Origin of the sequence: Mesorhizobium sp. M0018, from assembly GCF_040323955.1 — a bacterium.
Taxonomy (GTDB): Bacteria; Pseudomonadota; Alphaproteobacteria; order Rhizobiales; family Rhizobiaceae; genus Mesorhizobium.
On record NZ_JAMYVL010000008.1, the window covers coordinates 69,850 to 88,131 of the forward strand.

The 18,282-nt window shown below is 62.3% G+C and carries 17 protein-coding genes and 1 pseudogene; 15 read left to right on the forward strand and 3 right to left on the reverse strand.

The window, feature by feature from the left end:
* Positions 1–8: 8 nt before the first annotated feature.
* The 4 genes and pseudogenes from NKJ81_RS13335 to NKJ81_RS13350 form a co-directional block, all read left to right on the forward strand.
* On the forward strand, positions 9–956 hold the full coding sequence (locus tag NKJ81_RS13335; protein ID WP_084641568.1) for a carbohydrate ABC transporter permease: 948 nt from the start codon (positions 9–11) through the stop codon (positions 954–956).
* A complete protein-coding gene (locus NKJ81_RS13340) occupies positions 946–1,782 on the forward strand; it encodes a carbohydrate ABC transporter permease (protein WP_352540713.1) in 837 nt (278 codons plus the stop codon). The genes NKJ81_RS13335 and NKJ81_RS13340 overlap by 11 nt, the downstream gene beginning before the upstream one ends.
* 28 nt (positions 1,783–1,810) lie before the next feature.
* Positions 1,811–3,100 carry an ABC transporter substrate-binding protein gene (locus tag NKJ81_RS13345; protein WP_352540714.1) on the forward strand — a complete coding sequence of 430 codons (1,290 nt, stop codon included), beginning with the start codon at positions 1,811–1,813 and terminating at the stop codon, positions 3,098–3,100.
* A gap of 36 nt (positions 3,101–3,136) precedes the next feature.
* Positions 3,137–3,322: pseudogene (locus NKJ81_RS13350) on the forward strand (SDR family oxidoreductase); the annotation flags it as partial.
* Positions 3,323–3,497: 175 nt separating this feature from the next.
* Here NKJ81_RS13350 and NKJ81_RS13355 read toward each other — a convergent pair.
* A complete protein-coding gene (locus NKJ81_RS13355; RefSeq protein WP_352540715.1) occupies positions 3,498–4,298 on the reverse strand; it encodes an IclR family transcriptional regulator in 801 nt (266 codons plus the stop codon).
* Positions 4,299–4,537: 239 nt separating this feature from the next.
* Here NKJ81_RS13355 and NKJ81_RS13360 point away from each other — a divergent pair, with 239 nt between their 5' ends.
* From NKJ81_RS13360 to NKJ81_RS13375, 4 genes are read left to right on the forward strand one after another with little or no spacing between them, the layout of a single operon-like run.
* Positions 4,538–5,590, forward strand: coding sequence for an ABC transporter substrate-binding protein (locus NKJ81_RS13360; RefSeq protein WP_352470927.1), 1,053 nt, complete (start codon positions 4,538–4,540; stop codon positions 5,588–5,590).
* An 18-nt stretch (positions 5,591–5,608) separates the two neighbouring features.
* Entirely contained in the window at positions 5,609–7,117 is a 1,509-nt protein-coding gene (locus tag NKJ81_RS13365) for a sugar ABC transporter ATP-binding protein (protein WP_352540716.1), read from the forward strand.
* On the forward strand, positions 7,114–8,079 hold the full coding sequence (locus NKJ81_RS13370) for an ABC transporter permease (protein WP_352503472.1): 966 nt from the start codon (positions 7,114–7,116) through the stop codon (positions 8,077–8,079). Before NKJ81_RS13365 ends, NKJ81_RS13370 begins: the two co-directional genes overlap by 4 nt.
* Complete coding sequence (locus tag NKJ81_RS13375; RefSeq protein ID WP_352540717.1) at positions 8,076–9,047, forward strand: ABC transporter permease; 972 nt, start codon at positions 8,076–8,078, stop codon at positions 9,045–9,047. Before NKJ81_RS13370 ends, NKJ81_RS13375 begins: the two co-directional genes overlap by 4 nt.
* On the opposite strand, the gene NKJ81_RS13380 is transcribed toward NKJ81_RS13375, so the two are convergent.
* Positions 9,021–9,962, reverse strand: coding sequence for an amidohydrolase family protein (locus tag NKJ81_RS13380; RefSeq protein ID WP_352503470.1), 942 nt, complete (start codon positions 9,960–9,962; stop codon positions 9,021–9,023). The genes NKJ81_RS13375 and NKJ81_RS13380 overlap by 27 nt on opposite strands.
* A 77-nt stretch (positions 9,963–10,039) precedes the next feature.
* Between NKJ81_RS13380 and NKJ81_RS13385 the strand changes: the two genes are divergently transcribed.
* From NKJ81_RS13385 to NKJ81_RS13410, 6 genes are all read left to right on the forward strand, one after another.
* Positions 10,040–11,359, forward strand: a complete 1,320-nt coding sequence (locus NKJ81_RS13385) for a type III PLP-dependent enzyme domain-containing protein (RefSeq protein ID WP_352540718.1) — start codon at positions 10,040–10,042, stop codon at positions 11,357–11,359.
* Between the two features lie 49 nt (positions 11,360–11,408).
* A complete protein-coding gene (locus NKJ81_RS13390; protein WP_352540719.1) occupies positions 11,409–11,753 on the forward strand; it encodes a RidA family protein in 345 nt (114 codons plus the stop codon).
* Positions 11,754–11,762: 9 nt separating this feature from the next.
* Positions 11,763–12,770: a succinylglutamate desuccinylase/aspartoacylase family protein gene (locus NKJ81_RS13395; protein ID WP_352470934.1), complete on the forward strand. Its 1,008-nt coding sequence runs from the start codon at positions 11,763–11,765 to the stop codon at positions 12,768–12,770.
* Between the two features lie 55 nt (positions 12,771–12,825).
* Positions 12,826–14,004, forward strand: a complete 1,179-nt coding sequence (locus NKJ81_RS13400) for a hypothetical protein (protein WP_352470935.1) — start codon at positions 12,826–12,828, stop codon at positions 14,002–14,004.
* Between the two features lie 135 nt (positions 14,005–14,139).
* A complete protein-coding gene (locus NKJ81_RS13405) occupies positions 14,140–14,523 on the forward strand; it encodes a helix-turn-helix domain-containing protein (protein WP_502899609.1) in 384 nt (127 codons plus the stop codon).
* On the forward strand, positions 14,523–15,830 hold the full coding sequence (locus tag NKJ81_RS13410) for a type II toxin-antitoxin system HipA family toxin (protein WP_352540720.1): 1,308 nt from the start codon (positions 14,523–14,525) through the stop codon (positions 15,828–15,830). Before NKJ81_RS13405 ends, NKJ81_RS13410 begins: the two co-directional genes overlap by 1 nt.
* A 287-nt stretch (positions 15,831–16,117) precedes the next feature.
* On the opposite strand, the gene NKJ81_RS13415 is transcribed toward NKJ81_RS13410, so the two are convergent.
* Positions 16,118–16,561: a MarR family winged helix-turn-helix transcriptional regulator gene (locus NKJ81_RS13415; RefSeq protein WP_352470937.1), complete on the reverse strand. Its 444-nt coding sequence runs from the start codon at positions 16,559–16,561 to the stop codon at positions 16,118–16,120.
* A gap of 97 nt (positions 16,562–16,658) precedes the next feature.
* Here NKJ81_RS13415 and NKJ81_RS13420 point away from each other — a divergent pair, with 97 nt between their 5' ends.
* Positions 16,659–18,260, forward strand: a complete 1,602-nt coding sequence (locus NKJ81_RS13420; RefSeq protein ID WP_352540721.1) for an FAD-dependent monooxygenase — start codon at positions 16,659–16,661, stop codon at positions 18,258–18,260.
* The last annotated feature ends 22 nt before the right edge of the window (positions 18,261–18,282 follow it).

The window sequence follows — 18,282 nt, forward strand, 5'->3', positions numbered from 1 at the left end:
GAGGAGCAATGGCATTTGGTTCCGAGGCGTCCGTCGGCCATAGGGGGGAAGGGGCGGCGGAAGCGGCTGGCGAGACCAAGAGGCGGCGCTTCGCGTTTTCGCCTGCCTACCTCTATGCGACGCCCGTGCACCTCCTGGTGCTTGGGATCATCGTGCTCCCCGCGATCTTCGTCCTGTGGCTGAGTTTCGAAGCCTCGTCATTCGGCCAATCGGCAACCTTCGTTGGCTTCGATAACTATATCCGCGTCCTCACCGATCCCTATTTTTGGGGTTCGGTCTGGAACACGGTCCTCGTCGTCGCCGTGGCGGTTCATATCGAACTGCTGCTCGGCCTTGGCCTGGCCCTGCTTTTCGCCTCCGGGCTTCCCCTCCAGCGCGTCATGCTCGTCGTGGTGCTCGCTCCCTACGCCATCAGCGAGGTGACGGCGGTCGCAATGTGGCGCTTCCTGTTCGATCCAGACGTCGGCCCGATCACGCTGATGCTGCGATACACCGGTCTGCCGACGCTCGACTGGACGTTCATCCCTTCTCACGGCCTCATCCTCGTCGGCCTGCTCACGATCTGGCTGCACCTGCCATTCACATTCATCATCCTCTATGCGGCACGGCTCGCGGTTCCGAAGGAGCTCTATGAGGCTGGGCGCACCGACGGAGCCAATGCGTTCCAGCTCTTCCGCAACATCACGCTGCCGCTTCTGGCGCCAGCGATGCTGATCGCGCTGCTCTTCCGCTACATCTTCGCCTTCCGTCTCTTTTCCGAGGTCTGGCTCCTGACCCAGGGCGGCCCGGCACGCACGACCGAGGTCGTTTCCGTTTATCTTTATCAGGAAGGCTTCCGCTACAACTCGTTCGGCACGGCGGCCGCGACGGCATGGATGATGGTCGTCATCTCGCTGCTGCTTGCGACTGGCTATGTCTGGCGGCTGCGCAAGGAATCCATGGCCAATGCGTTCTAGGCGTCTCGCCATCGGTGCCGGAAAGACGCTCGCCGTTGCGGCAATCGTCGTCTGGTCACTGTTTCCGATCGGCTTCATCGTGCTCTCGTCGTTCAAACCCGGTCGCGAGATTTTCGCGGTTCCACCGGAGCTCTTCTTCGAACCGACCTTCGAGCACTACGCCTCGCTGTGGCAGCGCTGGCCGGCCTTTTTCGACGGGCTCGTCAACAGCCTGATCATCACCACCGGGGCGACGGCGCTTGCCGTCATGGCAAGTCTGCTCGCCGGTTTTGCCTACTCGCGCTATCGAGGCGTCCGTTTCCTGGAGGGATCGGTGATGTTTCTGATCGGATCGCGGCTGATCCCGCCGATCGTCGTAACGCTGCCACTGTTCCCGGTCGTCAATCGGCTCGGGCTCAACGACACCCATCTGGTGCTGATCCTGCTCTACGCGACCTTCTTCGTCTCGCTCGGCACGCTCCTGATGCGCACGTTCATCGACCAGGTACCGCGCGAACTCGACGAGGCGGCCGTCCTCGACGGCGCGCGGCCGCTGACGATCCTTGTGAAGATCATCTTGCCGCTCGTAACGCCCGGCATGCTCGCCGTCGCCGTCTTCGTGGTCGTCTTCGCGTGGAACGAGTTTCTGTTCGCCTATATCTTCACCGCCAACCACGCCAAGACCGCGCCTCTGGTCCTTTCGGAGATGATCAGTTCGATCGATGGCGTCGACTGGGGCGTCCTCTTTGCTGCCTCTACCGTCCAATTGCTGCCGGTTCTCGTCTTCGTGGTCCTGATGAACCGGTTTCTCGTCGCCGGATTGACCGCCGGCGCGACCAAGGGGTGACGACGTCACCGAGAAAGGGAGGAAGACAATGCCTTTGCACATGACACGCAGAGCCCTGCTGACGACGGCGATGGCCGCCGGCGCGACGGGTGCCTTGGGTCGGTTGGCCCATGCCCAGGTAAAGACGCTGAATGTGCTTTGCCATCGCGTCCACCAAGCCAACCTGACGACCGGCGCCGCCGGCAATGTCATCAAGCCCTGGGAGGACAAGAACAATGCCCAGATATCCTGGACCACGCTTGACAGCAATCCGCTCCAGGACCGGCTGTTCCGAGAGGCGAGCCTGAGCGAGACCGATTTCAACATCGGCTATGTCATCGACAACCGCATGACGTCGCAGATCGCCTCGCTATTCGAGCCGCTAGACGATCTCCGGAAAGCCGAGCCGATCGAGGATTTCGACGATATCGCCGAGGGCCTGCGCCACTCGATGACCGTCGGCGGCAAGCTCGTCGGCGTTCCGGTGCGCCATGCCACGCAGGGGCTTTTCTACAACGAGGAGCTGCTTCAGGAGGCCGGCATTTCGGCGCCACCGAACACGCTGGAGGAGCTGGTCGACCAGGCGAAGAAGCTGACCTTCACCTCCAGGTCCGGCACGCCCGTCGTCGGCATGATCCTTGCGAGCGACCTCGCCGTCTTCCCGGTCATGTTCGCCCGCGCCTTCGGCGGCGATTTCATCGACAAGCAGTTCAAGGTGGTCCCCGATCCGGAGGCGATGGAAAAAGGCCTGTCCGCGCTTGCCGACCTCTTCAAGGCCGGCGCGCTCCCCCGCAGCTATGCCACAACGCGCAACGACGACATGGTGACGTGGATGCAGCAGGGGCGCGCGGCCTTCGCGGTGCTGCCTTTCGCCCGCTACGCGCAGCTCAACAACAAGGAACAGTCGACCGCACCGGGAAAGATCAAGGCGATCGAGTTCCCCGGCTCCAAAACCCTCGGCAGCGGTCACGAAATGCATCCGGTCGTTGAATCCTGGGCGATGGCCATTCCCGCCAATTCGACGGACAAGAAGCTCTCCTGGAGCTACATCCGCTTCGTAGCGAGCAAGGCCGCCACACTCGACATGGCGCGCAACGGCAATGGCCCCGTCCGCACCTCGACCTATGCCGAGCCGTCGTTCGCCGGGTCGCTGCCGCAGGCGAAGGTCGAGGCTGCCGCGCTCGCCAAAGCGCGACCGGCATTTCCGGCTTTTCCCGAAGCCGCTCGCGCTCAGTCGACGTTTCTCGAGGAGGTTCAACTCGCTGTCCTCGGTCGCAAGAGCCCGAAGGAAGCGGTCGCCGCCATTATCGACCGCGTCAAACCGCTGATGCCAGCGTAATCATATGAACCGACGTTCATATCGCCTCGCACATACCGAATGGGAACGCCGGCCGAAATCGCTGCGGCGGTGGCGTTCCTCGCGAGTGATGAAGCTTCGTTCGTCACAGGCCAAACCCTGATCGCCGACGGAGGGCTCTCGATACTGGACTTCACTTCGCTTTCTCTTCTCGACCAGCGCGGTTCGGTGCTGTTCTCAGGCATGGTCGGCGACACTCCGTAGGCAGGTCTGAACCAGGCCGAAGCCGACCGCCGATCTTTCCGATCGAATATCCGATGATCTGGTAGCAGGAGCGCGCTGCCGCCTTTGCCATACTCACCGGAGTACCAGTTTCGGGTTTCGCTGCTGCGGCTGAACGAACGGAGCCTACCCCGGACCTTCGCGCGCCGATTTTCTACTAGCTTCCCGCGAGCGACAACCCACTGGCGCGCTCGCATAACAGGGCAAGCAATTCGCTGCGCCGCGCTTCTGGCGTGTCGACGGGCAACACGAAACAAAGCGTCTTGTTGATGGCTCCGTTGCCGTCGCGGATCGGCGCGGCCATGCACCAGGTGAAGCGGTCGGCCAGAGCGGCGGTCTCGCTGAAACCTTGCTGGCGCGCCAGAGCGACATCGTCGAAGAACTCGGCTGGCGCAATGACGCGGCCGTCGGGAAGCGTGTAGTCGCCAGGCGGAATGAAGTCCCGTATTTCCTGCTCGCTCATACGGCCGAGCAGCAGCCTACCGGACGCCGTCCACGGTATCGGCACCTCGACGCCTACATCGCTTGAAATCCGGAACGGGCCAGGCGAGTCCCGGCAATCAAGGACGACATATTTGGTCCCGCGCAGGCCGCACAGTTGGACGGTCTCGCCCGTCTCCGCGCCAAGTCTGTCCAGGGTTTCGATGATGCGCCGGTAATGGGCATTATGATGTGAGTAGGCCCAGCCGAACAGATGCATCGCCTTTCCGAAATAGACGTAGCCTTCCGTCCCGACATTTTCGAGCATTTCGGCTTCCAGCAGGCTGTTGACGATTTCATAAGTGGTTGAACGCGGCGCGCCGATCATCTTGGCGATGTCGCCGACGCGCATCGGCGCGCGGTGCCGCAGAAGGGCCTCCAGTAGCATGATGACGCGGTCGATCCCGCGACGCCGTTCGCCATTGCGCGGCTCGGCGCCGGTTTCCGTTTCAATTAGACCAGTGACGCCATCGCTCATGTAGGCCGCACCCGCGCAAAAATCATTCGGCCCTCGTCTCAAGACGCTTGAAAGATGTCAAGGCTCAGTCTAGCATCCCGTTTGTCCGATATACAGGCCTGTTGTCTGAAATATCGGACAATAACGAGCCAGGCGCAGAAAGTCCTGACGAGAAAAACGGGCGGTTTCCGATACGGCAACCGGCGGGTTCTCTCGTCCCGATCCCGCACGTCCAGGCATAACTTCAGAAGGGAACAATCATGACGAAATCATCGTTTTTCGCGTCCGCCAGTGCCCTTTGCCTCGGCCTCCTCCTCAGCCTCGGCGCCGGTTCGCAGGCCAACGCCGCCGCTAAATGCATCAAGGGCGATCGCAAAGCGCCATATACGATCGGCTGGGCCAATATCTATTCAGTGCCGACCTGGATGAAGCAGACACAGGGCACGATCGAAGCCGAAGTCGAGACTTTGAAGAAGCAAGGCTTGGTCGACAAACTCGTCGTGACCGATGCCCAGGGCGACGCCAACGTCCAGATTCAGCAGATCCAGTCGATGATCGATTCCGATGTCGATGCCATCATCTTGATCGCTGGTTCGTCGACCGCGCCGGCGCGCGTGCTGGCGGACGCCTGCGCCAAAGGCATCGCCATCATCAACTTCGACAGCCTCGTCGATACCGACCAGGTGACCGCCAAGGTCAACACCGATTCCTCACAGTGGGGCGATCAGGCGGCCAAGTTCCTGATCGACGCCATCGGCGGCAAGGGCAAGATCCTCATCCTCAATGGCCCAGCCGGCGTTTCGGTCAGCGACGACCGGCGCAAAGGCGCCGATGCCGAGCTTAAGGCCCATCCCGATGTGAAGGTGCTTGCCGAGACGAACACGCCCTACAATGTCGCGCCCGCCCAGGAGGCCGTCACCAGCCTGCTTTTCGCCAACCCCGAAATCGACGGCATCCTGTCGCTGGGCGGCGCGTTGTCGGCGGGCGCCGTGCTCGCGCTCGACAAGCAGGGCCGCGACCAGGTGCCGATCACCGGCGAGAATGCGCGCCAGTTTCTCGAACTGTGGAAGGAAAAGGGCCTGAAGAGCTGGGCGACGATGCAGCCGAACTGGCTCGGCGCCTTCGCCACCTACACCGCCGTCCAGGCACTGGAGGGCGAGGATGTGCCGGCTTTCGTCAAGATCCCGTTGCCGGTGATCGACAATTCCAACATCGACGAATACCTCGCCCGGGCGAAGGATTTCCCGGCTGACGGTTACATCTATTCGCCGTACGATGAGGATCTATTCAAGAAGCTGCTGGCCCAAAAATAAGCCTGAAGGGTTGTAGCATTGACAACCACGGCTCCGCTTCTCGCCGCGCAGGGGGTGTCGAAGTCCTTTTTCGGCAACCCCGTTCTGCGCAACGTTTCAATCGCTCTCCAGCCCGGCCGCGTGCATGCACTGCTGGGCGAGAACGGCGCAGGTAAGTCGACACTGATCAACCTTTTGTCCGGCGCCTTGCGCCCGGACGGCGGGGCGATCGAGGTCGATGGGCGCCCGGTCTCGCGCATGACCCCCGCTAATGCGCGACAGGCCGGGATCGCCGTTGTCCAGCAGGAACTCAGCCTGACGACCAGCTTGTCCATTGCCGAAAACATCGGGCTCGGTGCCTATCCCAAGCGGTTCGGCTTGATCGACTACAACGAGCTTGCCGTCCGGGCCAGGGCCGCATGCGATCTTGTCGGGCTTTACGAACCGCTGTCTGCGCCGGTGGGGCACCTGTCCCTCGGCCGCCGGCAGATGGTGGAGATCGCCAAGGCGCTTTACCGCCGGCCGCGCGTGCTCATTCTCGACGAACCCACCTCATCGCTATCGGCAACTGAGACAAAAATCCTCACCGACCTGCTGGAGAGGCTTCGGGGCGAGGGCGTCGCTATTCTCTACATCTCACACCGACTGAACGAGGTGATGGCGCTGTGCAAGCATGTCACCGTGCTCAAGGACGGGACCTGCACGGCGGACTGCTCGCTGGAAGGAACCGATGCCGCCGGGCTGGTACGGCTGATGGTAGGACGCGACCCCGGCGATCTCTTTCCACGATGGCGGCCTTCGCCATCGCCGGCCGACGCCATCTCGGTTCGTAAATTTTCGGCCGGCCTGATGCGCGACGTCGATCTCGACATCAGGACGGGCGAGGTGCTTGGCATTGGCGGCCTGGTCGGGCAGGGGCAGGAAGATCTGCTGCTTGGCCTCTACGGCGCGATCCCCGCCAGGACGGTATCCGCGACCGTAAACGGTGTTTCGGGTTTGCCCGGCGGCGTGCCGAACGCCAATGCGCTCGGCCTCGCTTATGTCCCGGCTGACCGCAAGCGCGAAGGCCTGCACCTGATCCATCCCATCATCACCAATATGATGCTGCCCGCCTTCGCAAGGCTGCCGGCGCTGAAGCTGCGCAGTCGGCGTGCCGAGCGCGATATGGCAAGGGGTCTCGCCGCCCAGCTTGCCATCAAGGGCGACCTCGACCGCCCGGCACAGGCACTCTCAGGTGGCAACCAGCAGAAGGTCGCGCTGGCGAAATGGATGCCACACGAGCCGCTTGTGCTTCTCCTCAACGACCCGACGCGCGGCGTCGATGTCGAGACCAAGCGTGAGATCTACATGATGCTTCGCAAACTCGCCGCCGCCGGCAAGGCGATCGTGCTGCTCAGTTCCGACACACCCGAACTGGTGCATCTTTGCGACCGCGTCGGCGTGGTCCGCGAAGGCCGCATCGTGGCCATGCTCGAGCGCGAGGCACTGAGCGAGGAAGCCATCGTTTCCGCCGCAATGGGCGCCGAACAGCAGAAAGTTGCGGCATGAGCGCGGTCGCATCCTCAAGCCAAGCCGGCGCGCTCTACTGGCCGGTTCAGCTGCGCCGCAATGTCGGCGTGCGCAGCCTGTTCGCTGTGGTCCTGGCGTTCGTCATTGCTTACGGTTTCCTGTTTCCCGGCCTCTTGACAGCGTCCGGTTTCGCCAAATTCACCCAGAGCTGGTTTCCGCTGGCGCTGGTCGCCATGGCCCAGGCGATCCTCATGCTCACCGGCGGCATAAGCCTGGCCATCGGCGCCATGGTCAGCCTGGGCGCAGTGATCGCTGCGACGACGATGACTGGACCGCTGGGCGTAGCCGGCGGTGCCGCTGCGGTGGCGCTGACCGGTCTCGGCATCGGTGCCGCGATCGGGTTCATCGTCGTGAAACTTCGGTTGCCGGCGATCGTGGTGACGCTGGCTGGCTCCTTCATTATCGGCGGCGCTGCCCTGCTCATCCTGCCGAGGCCGGGGGGCGCCATACCCGAGTGGCTGTCGGACCTGCTTGCCGGCAACACGCCGGCGGCATTCGTGCTGCTGGTACTCATCGTGGTTTTGTGGAAACTCTATCTCGCCACGCCGCTTGGTTTGAGCATCTATGCTGCAGGCGAAAATCCCGTCGGCGCCTACCGCTCCAGCGTGCCGGTCGACGGTGCCCGGATCGCCGCCTACGCGATTAGCGGCCTGCTTTGCACAGGCGCCGGCCTGTTCATCGCCGCGCAAACGGGTTCGGGCGATCCAGTCATCGGCACGGCGTTCACGCTGAATTCCATAGCCGCCGCAGTGCTCGGCGGCATCGGTTTCCTTGGCGGCCAAGGTACCATGCGCGGCGCTCTTGCGGGCAGCCTGCTGCTCAGCCTGATGATCAGTGTCATGTTCTTCCTCGGCTTCACGCCGGTCGCCCAATATGTCGCCCAGGGCCTCATCATCATCGGGGCGGTCGCCATCCCGCAATTCCGCAAGGTGCAGCAATGACAGCACGGAAAGTCAGTGTGAGCGGCAGGCGCGCCGTGACGATTTTGCGCAGCCGGCCCTTCCTTACGATCGCTATAGTTGCGGCGGTATGGATCGCGGCGAGCTTCGCTTCACCTGGCTTCGGCGCTTATGGGCATTTGCGCTATTTGGTTGAATTGGGCGCGGTGGTCGGCCTGGTCGCGGCGGGCCAAACTTTCGTGGTGATTGCCGGCGGAATCGACCTTTCCGTCGCGGCGATCGTCACGGTTAGCGCTGTCAGCCTGCCGCTGCTTTCATGGCAGGCGGATCCGACAGGGCTCACCGCCGTTCTTGCAGTTCTCACGTTGACGAGCGCAATCGGTCTGGTGAACGGGCTGGGCGTGGCGCTGTTGCGCGTTCATCCAATGATCATGACGCTGGCGATGGCGACATTCCTGCAAGGTCTGCTGATCATCATCGCCGGCGGCAGTGCCGTGACCGCCGAGAACCCGCTGGTCCGCTGGCTCGGCAATGCGCGGCCGGTCGGTATTCCGGCAGGCGTGCTTTTGTGGGTGGTCATTTCAGTGATCGTTCTGACCACGATGCATGCGACATCCCTTGGCGCCCGGATATTCGCGATGGGCGCCAATCCGCTCGCCGCGGCGCTGTCCGGGGTTCCCGTCGCCTCGACCACGCTGGCGGTCTACGGCATCAGCGGCTTCTGTGCGGGACTTGCCGGTGTGTTGGTCCTCGGCATGAACGGACAAGGCTATGTCGGTATCGGCGATCCTTATCTGCTCGCCTCGATTGCCGCCGTGGTGCTTGGCGGCACCTCGATCCTCGGCGGGCTTGGCACCTATGCCCGCACCATCCCCGGCGCCATCCTGCTGGTTACGATCACGGCGCTGATCACCGTGGTCAACGCATCGCCTGGCTGGCGCAGTATCCTGTTCGGGTCGCTGATCCTGGGGCTGCTGCTTCTCTCAGGCAGAGAGCAGGCCCGCCGATGACATATCGTCCAGCCGATAAATGCGCCGTGCATTGCCGTAGAACAGTGCCGTCTGCTCGTCCGCGGAAAGCTCTCCTGCAATGGCCTTGAAGCTGTCATACACCGCATCGAACGATGCATGCAGGCCGGCGACCGGAAAGTCGCTGCCGAACATCGCGCGCCGCGTACCGAAACAGTCGATGCAATGCATGACAACCGACCTTAGGCTGTCGAGCGTCCAATCATGATCGTAGGCGACCAGATCCGATATCTTGATGGCGACGTTCTCGCGCTCCGACAAAAGCCGCAGCCCCTCGCGCCACACCCGCATTCCGTCCGCATCGCGATCGATCGGGCTGCCGCAATGGTTGAGAACAAAGAGCTGGTCTGGAAATGCCGCTGCGAGGCGCGCCGCGCCGGTGAGCTGGCGCGGAAACACCATCAGGTCGAAAACCAGCCGGCGGCGCCCAAGCAGGGACAGGCCGGCACGCCAGGCCGGATCGTCCATGATGCCGTCGCGGGCGGCAAAACGACGGGCGGGATCAGGATCCCAGCTCAGTATGTCGCGTACGCCGACGACACGGTCGAATGCCGCCTGCGCCTGGACCAGCGCCGGCGCTTGGCGGTTCGCCAGAGGTACGTGAACGACGTAACGGGCGGCCACGCCGCGCGACTTGTCGAGGGTTTCAAGCCACCGCGTTTCACCCACGCAGTCATCCCCGGCCCAACCGGCTTCAATATGGACGGTGGCGACGACACTGTGCTGGCCGGCGTCGCGCAAATAATCTTCAGGAAGGTAGTTTCGCCGCAAGGGGCCAAGCTCGCCCAGACCGCCGCGTTCGCCAGCCGTGGGCGCGAGCCAGGGATGGCGGCCGAGGCCGAGATCCCACAGGTGATGGTGGGCATCGATGATCGGTCCGCAGTAACGCTTTGGCACGCATCTCTCTCATGGTGTGGCCGGCATCGGAAATCGATCCGGACTTCATCCTGCGAAAGCGAAAGGACTAGCATCGGATGACCGAAAACTCACCCGTACTGTCGCTCGCGACCCGTGAAAATTTCCTGCTCGACGATCGTATCCGCGGCGTTCCGCCTGGCACCCTCGGCCTGGACAGCAGCTTTGTCGCATCTGAGCGCTGGCATCCAGCGCATGGACGTATGTCGTTGCCGGTGTTGACCCTCGACGAGGAGGCCTTCATCGCCAATCGTGACCTGTTCTTGGGGTATGCGCGAGAACAGGGCGCCGTGATCGCCCCGCATGCCAAGACCCCGATGGCGCCGGACCTTGCCCGGTCCCTGGTCGAGGCCGGAGCATGGGGCACGACCGTCGCCGACATAAGGCAGGCCACCGTGATGCTCAGATCCGGGCTCTCTCGGCTGATCATCGCCAATGAGGTCGGCGGACCAGGTGGTGCGAACCGACTTGCTGTCCTTGTCGGCGCCTGGCCAAGCGCCGAGTTCTACGTTTTTGCCGACTCTTTCGACGCCGTGAATGCGCTTGCTGAAGCTTGGCGCGCCAATGCGACGCTGCCGCCATTGCGCGTGCTCGTCGAACTTGGTGCGGGGAGGGCAGGCGCCCGGACCACCGGCGAAGCCGAGGCGATCGCCGACGCGGTTGTAGCTGCCGGAGGGCGGCTGCTGATCGCCGGCGTCGCAGCCTACGAAGGTGCCGCGGCGCAAGCCGATCCTGGCCGTACCGATGAGGCGATATCCGCGCTGTTGGCAATGACAGCCGATATGTTCCTGCGGCTCCGCGCCCGCGTCGGCGGCGACACCCCGCTGATCGTCACCGCCGGCGGCTCGGTGTACTTCGACAAGGTGGTCGCAGCGCTTTCGCCCCTCGTCTCCAGGGACGGCAATGCCACGTTGGTGCTGCGCAGCGGCGCCATCTTCTTTCACGACCATGGCGTCTACGACAGGTCGCTCGGCGCACTCGATGCCCGCGACGGTTTTGCGATCGGCGGCGTCAGTGCTTCCGCACGAAATTCCTTCCATCCGGCTTTACGTCTGTGGGCCGAGGTACTGTCGCGGCCGGAGCCCGGCCTTGCTATCTGCGGTATGGGCATGCGCGACGTGTCGTTCGACCAGGGTTTTCCGAAGGTCGTGACCATCTTTCGTGCCGGCAAGCAGCTGCCGAAAGCGCGTGCCGAGGTCTTTAAGCTCAACGACCAGCACGCCTTCCTGACAATTGCGTCGGGCGACGATATTGCCGTTGGTGACGTCGTTGAATTCGGCATCTCGCACCCCTGCACCTGCCTCGATCGCTATCGCGTGATCTTCGGCGCCGACGCGGCCGGGTATGTCCGCCACGCCTTTCCTACCTATTTCGGCTGAGCAGATATCGCGGCCACTTCCAAAAAAGAGAACCTCGAAAGGATCTGATATGATCAAGTACTTCCAGTCCGGCTCCCGCATGTCTCAGGCGGTCGTCTATGGCGGCCTCGTGCACATCGCAGGCCAGGTGGCAGACGACCGCAAGGCCGGCATCGAGGGTCAGACGAGCGACGTGCTCTCCAAGGTCGAGACGCTCCTTGTTGAGGCCGGCAGCAGCAAGTCGAGGCTAGTGGCGATCAACATCTTCCTGCCGCAGATCGCCGACTTCGATGCCATGAACAGCATCTACGATGCCTGGGTGGATCCTGCGCGCCTGCCGGCGCGCGCCTGTGTCGAGGCGCGTCTCGCCGATCCCGATCTCCGCATAGAGGTCACTGCGATCGCAGCTATCTGAGCCGCCGCCATGCACACCGGCCTCAGCCATACGCTCGACTTCGACCGGGACGGCAAGACACTCGGCCATCTCAGCATTCCGTTTTCGATCGACCGTTCGCCCTATTTCCAGGTCAAGGTCCCGATCTGCCTTGTCCGCAACGGCGAAGGCCCGTCGGTGCTTCTGATGGCCGGCAATCACGGCGACGAATATGAAGGCGAGCTGTCGTTGGCAAAGCTGGTGCGCCGGCTCGATCCCAAGCAGATCAAGGGTCGCGTCACCATCCTGCCGATGGCGAACGTGCCGGCGGTGATCGCCGCAAAGCGCTGCTCGCCACTCGACGGCGGCAATCTCAACCGCGCCTTTCCGGGCGACCCGTCAGGCACGCCAACAAGCCGGCTTGCCAATTTCCTGGAGATGGAACTGTTTCCCCGCCACGACGTCATCTTCGACATTCATTCTGGCGGCACCTCGATGGAGCATCTGCCGACCGCGCTTGTCGAGCACAATACCGATCCCGACCGGCACCGGCGCGGTGTGGAGCTAATGCGGACGCTCAGCATGCCCTATGGGTTCGTGGCCGACAACGGCCAGGCCTCACCGACCTCCATGGGTGCGGCGCGCCGGGCCGGCGCCATCGGCGTCAGCGGAGAGTTCGGCGGCGGTGGCACTGTCACGGTCGATACGATGGAGATTACCGCCCGCGCACTCGACGCCCTGATGGCCGCCTTGGGAGTGGTTGAGGCGCCGGTTCTTGCACCGGCAACCGGACCTTCGGCGCCGACGCGGCTTCTTTCGTTGTCTCGGCACAGTCAGGGCCTTTATGCCACAAGCCGTGGTTGGTTCGAGCCGGCAGTCAGGCTGGGCGACAGCGTGACTTCAGGCCAACTGGCGGGCTGGTACCACGACCTCGAACGACTCGACCTCGCCGAGCAAGCCCTGCACTTCCTCGAAAGCGGCATTGTGCTTTCGCGCCGGCTGCACACGATGTGCGAGGCGGGAGACTGCCTCATGCAGGTCGCCGAGCCGGTCGACTGATAAGAAGCCCTCCCGACCATACGCCCATATCAGGATCAAGACTGAGGATAACCGGATGCAACTGTCGATGTGGACCTATCCTTGGGATGTCCAGGATCTGGGCTTGGAGATGGTCGAGCGCGATCTTGTCGAGCGTGCCGGGCTCAACATGATCAGTCTGGCGACTTCGTATCACGCTGGCCGGTTTCTGCAGCCGCGCAGCCCGCGCCGGAAAGCCTATTTTCCGGAAGACGGAACCATCTATTTCAAGCCAGATGCGGCACACTGGGCCGACCTAGCCATCCAGCCCAAGGTGGCGAAGGTGATCATGGAAGGCGGCGATGTGCTTGGCGACCTTGTCCGCCGGCGCGAGGTGGGCGGGCTGGGCGTTTCGTGTTGGACGGTCTGCTTGCACAACACCCGGCTCGGCATGCTTCATCCGCAGGCCGTAACCCGCAACGCCTTCGGCGATGCCAACTACTACAATCTCTGCCCATCACATCCGGAAGCGCGCGCTTATGTCCGCGCGCTGATCGCCGATATCTCGCACAGCTACAGGCCGGACCGGATCGAGCTTGAAAGCCCGTCATTCATGGGCTTCGCCCACGAATACCATCATGAGAAAGACGGTGTCGGGCTGATGCCGGAAGACGATTTTCTGTTGTCGATATGTTTCTGCCCGTCCTGCCTTGCGCGCGCGGCCGAGGCCGGCGTCGACGGCGAAGTAGCGCGCAAGCTCGTCGGGCAATGGATCGTCGAGACCTGCGAGCGCGCCGTGCCCGAACGGCGCTTTCCAGACTTTCCGGGGAGCGGCCTCGACACTTTTTTGCCATGGCCGGAACTCCATGGCTACCTGCTGTGGCGGTTCGAACCGGTGACCAGCCTGGTCGCCGAACTGCGCGAGGTGGCCAATCCGGCGACCCGCGTTGTCATCATCGATTTGAAAGACGGTTGGCTTGGCGGCTGCGATCTCGCGGCGCTCGGCAAGGTCTGTGACGGGGCAATCCTGTGTGCCTACGACATGCAGCCCGGCGATGTCGCCAGCCTGATGGCGGCCGGACGCGCAGCCCTTGGCGTGAAAAAGTTCCTCGGCGCCGGCTACCGGCTGTTCTATCCGGAAATGGCCGGCCCCGACATCCTCACCGCCAAGGTCAAAGCTGCGATGGCGCCGGATGTCGACGGCATCAATTTTTACAATTATGGCCTTGTCCCTGCCGCACGCCTCGATTGGGTGAGTGCCGCAAGATCCGTTTGAAAAACCGATCCGTTGCCGCAGTCTGCTAGGACTGACCTCACTTTGCCTTGGAGCTTTATGAGCATGCCGGCTATTCGCTTCGGTCACATTGGCCGGCGGCGGCCGGACAAGCTGAAAGCATGGCGGTGACGGTCCATGCGGATCGAAGATCATACGCCGACCATATTGCTGCTTATACGCTTCAAAGTATACAAAATTCGATACGGAAAAGCGTATATTGAAATTTATCTGCGCGAGCGTATAATACCATGGCTAGAGAGGTATGCTGTGGACCAAATCGCCCGAACACCCAAGCAAATTGGAGATGCCGTCCGCCGGCAGCGTCGCAAGCTCCGCCTCAACCAGACCAATGTCGGGGACCAAACGATGCTGCGTCAGGCGACCATCTCGGCCGTCGAGAGTGGCGCGCCTGGGACCCAGCTCGGAACGCTTTGCGATATTCTCGCAGCGCTCGACCTCGAATTCGTCGTCCGCCCTCGTACCAAGGCAAAGCCGGCTGAGATCGAGGACATCTTCTGATGGCTCGTCCGCGGCAGCACATCCCGCTAAATGTCTTCTTGAACAGCCGTCTCGTCGGGCGGCTGAATAGACAATCCAGCGGCGCGATCGATTTTCAGTACGATCCGTCCTGGCTTGCTTGGGAGCACGCGCTGCCCGTCTCGCTATCACTGCCTCTGCGTGAAGATCGTTATATCGGTGCGCCCGTCATCGCCGTCTTCGACAATCTCCTGCCCGACAACGTCCCCATTCGCCGCCGTATGGCGGAGCGTGTTCATGCTCAAGGAATAGACGCTTACGACCTGCTTGCCGCTGTCGGGCGCGATTGTGTCGGCGCATTGCAATTCCTGCCGGATGGTGTCGAGCCAGGCCCCGCCGGTATTGTCAACGGCAAACCCGTTGACGATACCGAGATTGCTCGTCTTCTCCTCGATCTGGCATCGGCTCCCCTTGGGCTTGGCGAGGACGAGGACTTCCGGATCTCGATCGCTGGCGCTCAGGAAAAGACTGCGCTCTTGTTCTGGAAAGGACGTTGGTACAAGCCGCTGGCGACGACTGCCACGACGCACATCCTCAAACCACAGATTGGACGGTTGCCAAATGGCATCGATCTTTCCTTCAGCGTCGAGAACGAATTTTTCTGCCTCAAGCTGACAACCGCCCTAGGGCTCCCGAGCGCCGTCGTCGCAATCGAGGAGTTCGAAGGCAATCGCGTGCTCGCGGTCGAGCGGTTCGATCGCCGATGGACCAGTGACAATCGTCTCCTGCGTTTGCCCCAGGAAGACTGCTGCCAGGCCCTTTCTGTGCCGCCGTCACTGAAATACGAATCCGACGGCGGGCCTGGCGTTCCGGCTATCCTCAATTTGATGAAGGGAAGCGACCAACCGGAGGTAGACCAGGCTGCGGTTTTAAAGGCCGTGGTTGCCTTTTGGCTTCTCGGCGCCACAGATGGGCACGCCAAGAATTTTAGCGTCTTTCTTTCCCCCGGCGGCCGGTTCCGCATAACGCCGCTCTATGATGTGATTTCAGCGCAGCCCAGCCTTGATGCGGGACAGATCAAGCGCAACAAAATGAAACTGGCGATGGCTATTGGCGACACACGCCACTACCTCGTCGACAGCGTCATGCCACGCCATTTTATCCAGACCGCCGCCAAAGCAGGGATCGGTCCGAAACCCGTCAGGGCGATCTTTGATGAGCTGCGCCAACAGGCGCTAGCGGCGGTCGAACTGGTTTCTGCATCGCTCCCAAAGGATTTTCCTGCGGAAGTCGCTGATGCCATCGGCAATGGGGTCAGGGCTCGTGTACGCAGACTGGAAGAGGCGTGATGCTGAAAGTAGAGACGCAACGAGACTGATGTCGCGATTGCAACAACGCTCAAATGGTCTTCTTCAGCAGCAGCAGCATCCAGGCGGCCACGGCCGCCGCTGCGTCGTCCAGATGATGCCGAACCCACCCCTTACCTTCTCATGCGCGATAGGATGGGCCAAGGTTTGACCACGTCAAAAAAACCGGAAAGCAAGGAACCTGCCGACCACCAGAGCGGCTCGAGCGGCAGCATGGAAAGTGTGACGCGGCGCTACCCGATCCTAGCCAGTGCCTTTCCGGGATAGGATCAACTCACGGATTTGCCAGCCTGTAACTTTCTTACGAGGCCGATCAACTGATCCAGATCAGCGCGTGGAAGCGCAAGTATCTCGGGCGGGGGTTTGTGATATTCCTTCATCAATTCCTTGATGGTTGCGGCACCTTTGGGTGTGAGCTTGACAAGCTTCACACGGCGATCGCCTGGCGACGGAATCCGTTCGGCGAGCCCCGCCTGCTCAAGCCGGTCGACCAGCCAGGTCGCCGTCGATGGATCGCACTGCCATTGAGCAGCCAATGCGCCGATCGGCTTGCCCGCATCTTTGTCGAGCGTGAAGAGGGCGCGGGAGTCGTTGGGCGTCAGGCCCAATTTCTGCTGGATCGCCAACCGGTCCGGCGCGGACCGCATCAGGAAATCAAACATCAGGCGCCATGCCTCGGTGGCGTGCTGCAAGCGATCTTGGCTCGGTCTCATTCCACGCTCCTTCGTGTCTTGACACATACTTGGACCAATCATATGATTTGATCAATCAAAATGTTTTTGTGGTCAAAGCAATGAGAGGAGATCCGAGATGACCAATACCACGGTTCTCGTCGTCGGAGGCGGCCTGAACGGTCTGACGGCGGCCGCCCTTTTGGCTCACAACGACATTGCGTGTGTCCTCGTCGAGCGTCATCCCGACACGTCAATCCAGTACAAGTTTGCCGGCATCTCCCCGCGCAGCATGGAGATATTCCGAAGCCTCGGCCTCGAGGAGGAGATTCGTACAAATCGGACGGGGGACCAGCAGGCAGGCGCTATTGCGCGCGCCAGGAATCTCGCCGATCCGGAGATTCAATGGGGCGGACCGGCGTGGCCGGATGCAAGTGCCCTCAGCCCCACGCAACCAGCGACGTGTGATCAGCACGTCCTGGAACCGATTCTGCGCCGCTACGCCGAGCGGAACGGTGCAGACGTGCGTTTCAGCACGGAGCTGGTGACTTTCGATCAGGACGAGACCGTCGTCCGCGCGGAAATTCGCGATATCGCGACCTGCGCAAAGGAGGTCATCTCGGCCGACTATCTGATCGTCGCGGACGGTGCGAACGGTTCCCTGCGAGAGAGGCTGGAGATCAGCCGCAGCGGGGCAGGCGGCCTTCAGCACTGGATGAATGTCGTCTTTGACACGGACATGCCTCCGACGATAGGCGGCAAGCGCTTCACGTCGTGCTTCGTGACGGACCTCAACGGGACCTTCACGCCCAGGGAGGGTGGACGATGGCTTCTGGCGCTCCAGTACTTTCCCGAAAAGGGCGAGAAACCACAGGATTTTGATGAAGCCAAGTGCAGGGAACTGATCATACGAGGTGCGGGCCGGCCGGACATCACGACGAGGCTTGTCGATGCGCGCTCCTGGGAAGTGGCCGCCCTCACAGCGCGCCAATTCCGCCGAGGCCGCGCGTTTCTTGTGGGGGATGCCGCACATGTGATGCCCCCAACAGGCGCTTTCGGTGGCAATTCAGGTATCCACGACGCCCATAACCTTGCCTGGAAGCTTGCGATGGTAGCACGCGGGCATGCCGATCCCTCGTTGCTGGATAGCTATGACATGGAGCGCCGGCCGGTCATCGAGGCTACGTTGGCGCAAGCGCTCGCCCGCCTACAGAAATGGTTCGACGATCCGTCGAAGCGGTTGCCTCCTCCTGTTGCGATCGTCGAGGATTACGACGTGGTATTTGGCCAACGCTACGCTGCAGGCATCGTGGCTCTGGCATCCACACCGGACGATCACCCATTCCAAAAATCCACGGAGCTGTCGGGCCGCCCCGGCACGCGTTTGCCGCATTTCGCGGTCGGACGTGCCGGCCAGCGGATTTCGAGTCTCGATTTGTGCGACCGCGATCTTCTTCTCCTCTGCGCGGACGAAGCATGGTGTCAGGCCGCTGACTCCGTAAGCCAGCGCCTCGGGATGCCGCTGACGTGCCACTCGTTGGGTGCGAATGGGGATCTGCTTGACTTGGACCATCGGTGGCCTTCCGTGCTCGGGGTTAAAAGCGGCGGTTCCGCCTTGGTCAGACCGGACGGATTTGTCGCGTGGCGGTCAACGCACGGTGTGCCTGATCCTGTACAGGTGCTGATCGAAACACTTGATGGGCTCGGTTTCCGCACGGAGGCGCACGAACATCATCGGTGAGCGGCGGCGAGTGCGGATGCCT

Bases quoted from the DNA above. Each gene is read 5' to 3' on its own strand.
- NKJ81_RS13335 (WP_084641568.1), top strand. From the start codon at position 9: ATGGCATTTGGTTCCGAGGCGTCCGTCGGCCATAGGGGGGAAGGGGCG.
- NKJ81_RS13345 (WP_352540714.1), top strand. From the start codon at position 1,811: ATGCCTTTGCACATGACACGCAGAGCCCTGCTGACGACGGCGATGGCC.
- NKJ81_RS13360 (WP_352470927.1), top strand. From the start codon at position 4,538: ATGACGAAATCATCGTTTTTCGCGTCCGCCAGTGCCCTTTGCCTCGGC.
- NKJ81_RS13395 (WP_352470934.1), top strand. From the start codon at position 11,763: ATGCACACCGGCCTCAGCCATACGCTCGACTTCGACCGGGACGGCAAG.
- NKJ81_RS13390 (WP_352540719.1), top strand. From the start codon at position 11,409: ATGATCAAGTACTTCCAGTCCGGCTCCCGCATGTCTCAGGCGGTCGTC.
- NKJ81_RS13355 (WP_352540715.1), bottom strand. From the start codon at position 4,298: ATGAGCGATGGCGTCACTGGTCTAATTGAAACGGAAACCGGCGCCGAG.
- NKJ81_RS13375 (WP_352540717.1), top strand. From the start codon at position 8,076: ATGACAGCACGGAAAGTCAGTGTGAGCGGCAGGCGCGCCGTGACGATT.
- NKJ81_RS13370 (WP_352503472.1), top strand. From the start codon at position 7,114: ATGAGCGCGGTCGCATCCTCAAGCCAAGCCGGCGCGCTCTACTGGCCG.
- NKJ81_RS13385 (WP_352540718.1), top strand. From the start codon at position 10,040: ATGACCGAAAACTCACCCGTACTGTCGCTCGCGACCCGTGAAAATTTC.
- NKJ81_RS13340 (WP_352540713.1), top strand. From the start codon at position 946: ATGCGTTCTAGGCGTCTCGCCATCGGTGCCGGAAAGACGCTCGCCGTT.
- NKJ81_RS13400 (WP_352470935.1), top strand. From the start codon at position 12,826: ATGCAACTGTCGATGTGGACCTATCCTTGGGATGTCCAGGATCTGGGC.
- NKJ81_RS13415 (WP_352470937.1), bottom strand. From the start codon at position 16,561: ATGAGACCGAGCCAAGATCGCTTGCAGCACGCCACCGAGGCATGGCGC.
- NKJ81_RS13410 (WP_352540720.1), top strand. From the start codon at position 14,523: ATGGCTCGTCCGCGGCAGCACATCCCGCTAAATGTCTTCTTGAACAGC.
- NKJ81_RS13420 (WP_352540721.1), top strand. From the start codon at position 16,659: ATGACCAATACCACGGTTCTCGTCGTCGGAGGCGGCCTGAACGGTCTG.
- NKJ81_RS13405 (WP_502899609.1), top strand. From the start codon at position 14,140: ATGCGGATCGAAGATCATACGCCGACCATATTGCTGCTTATACGCTTC.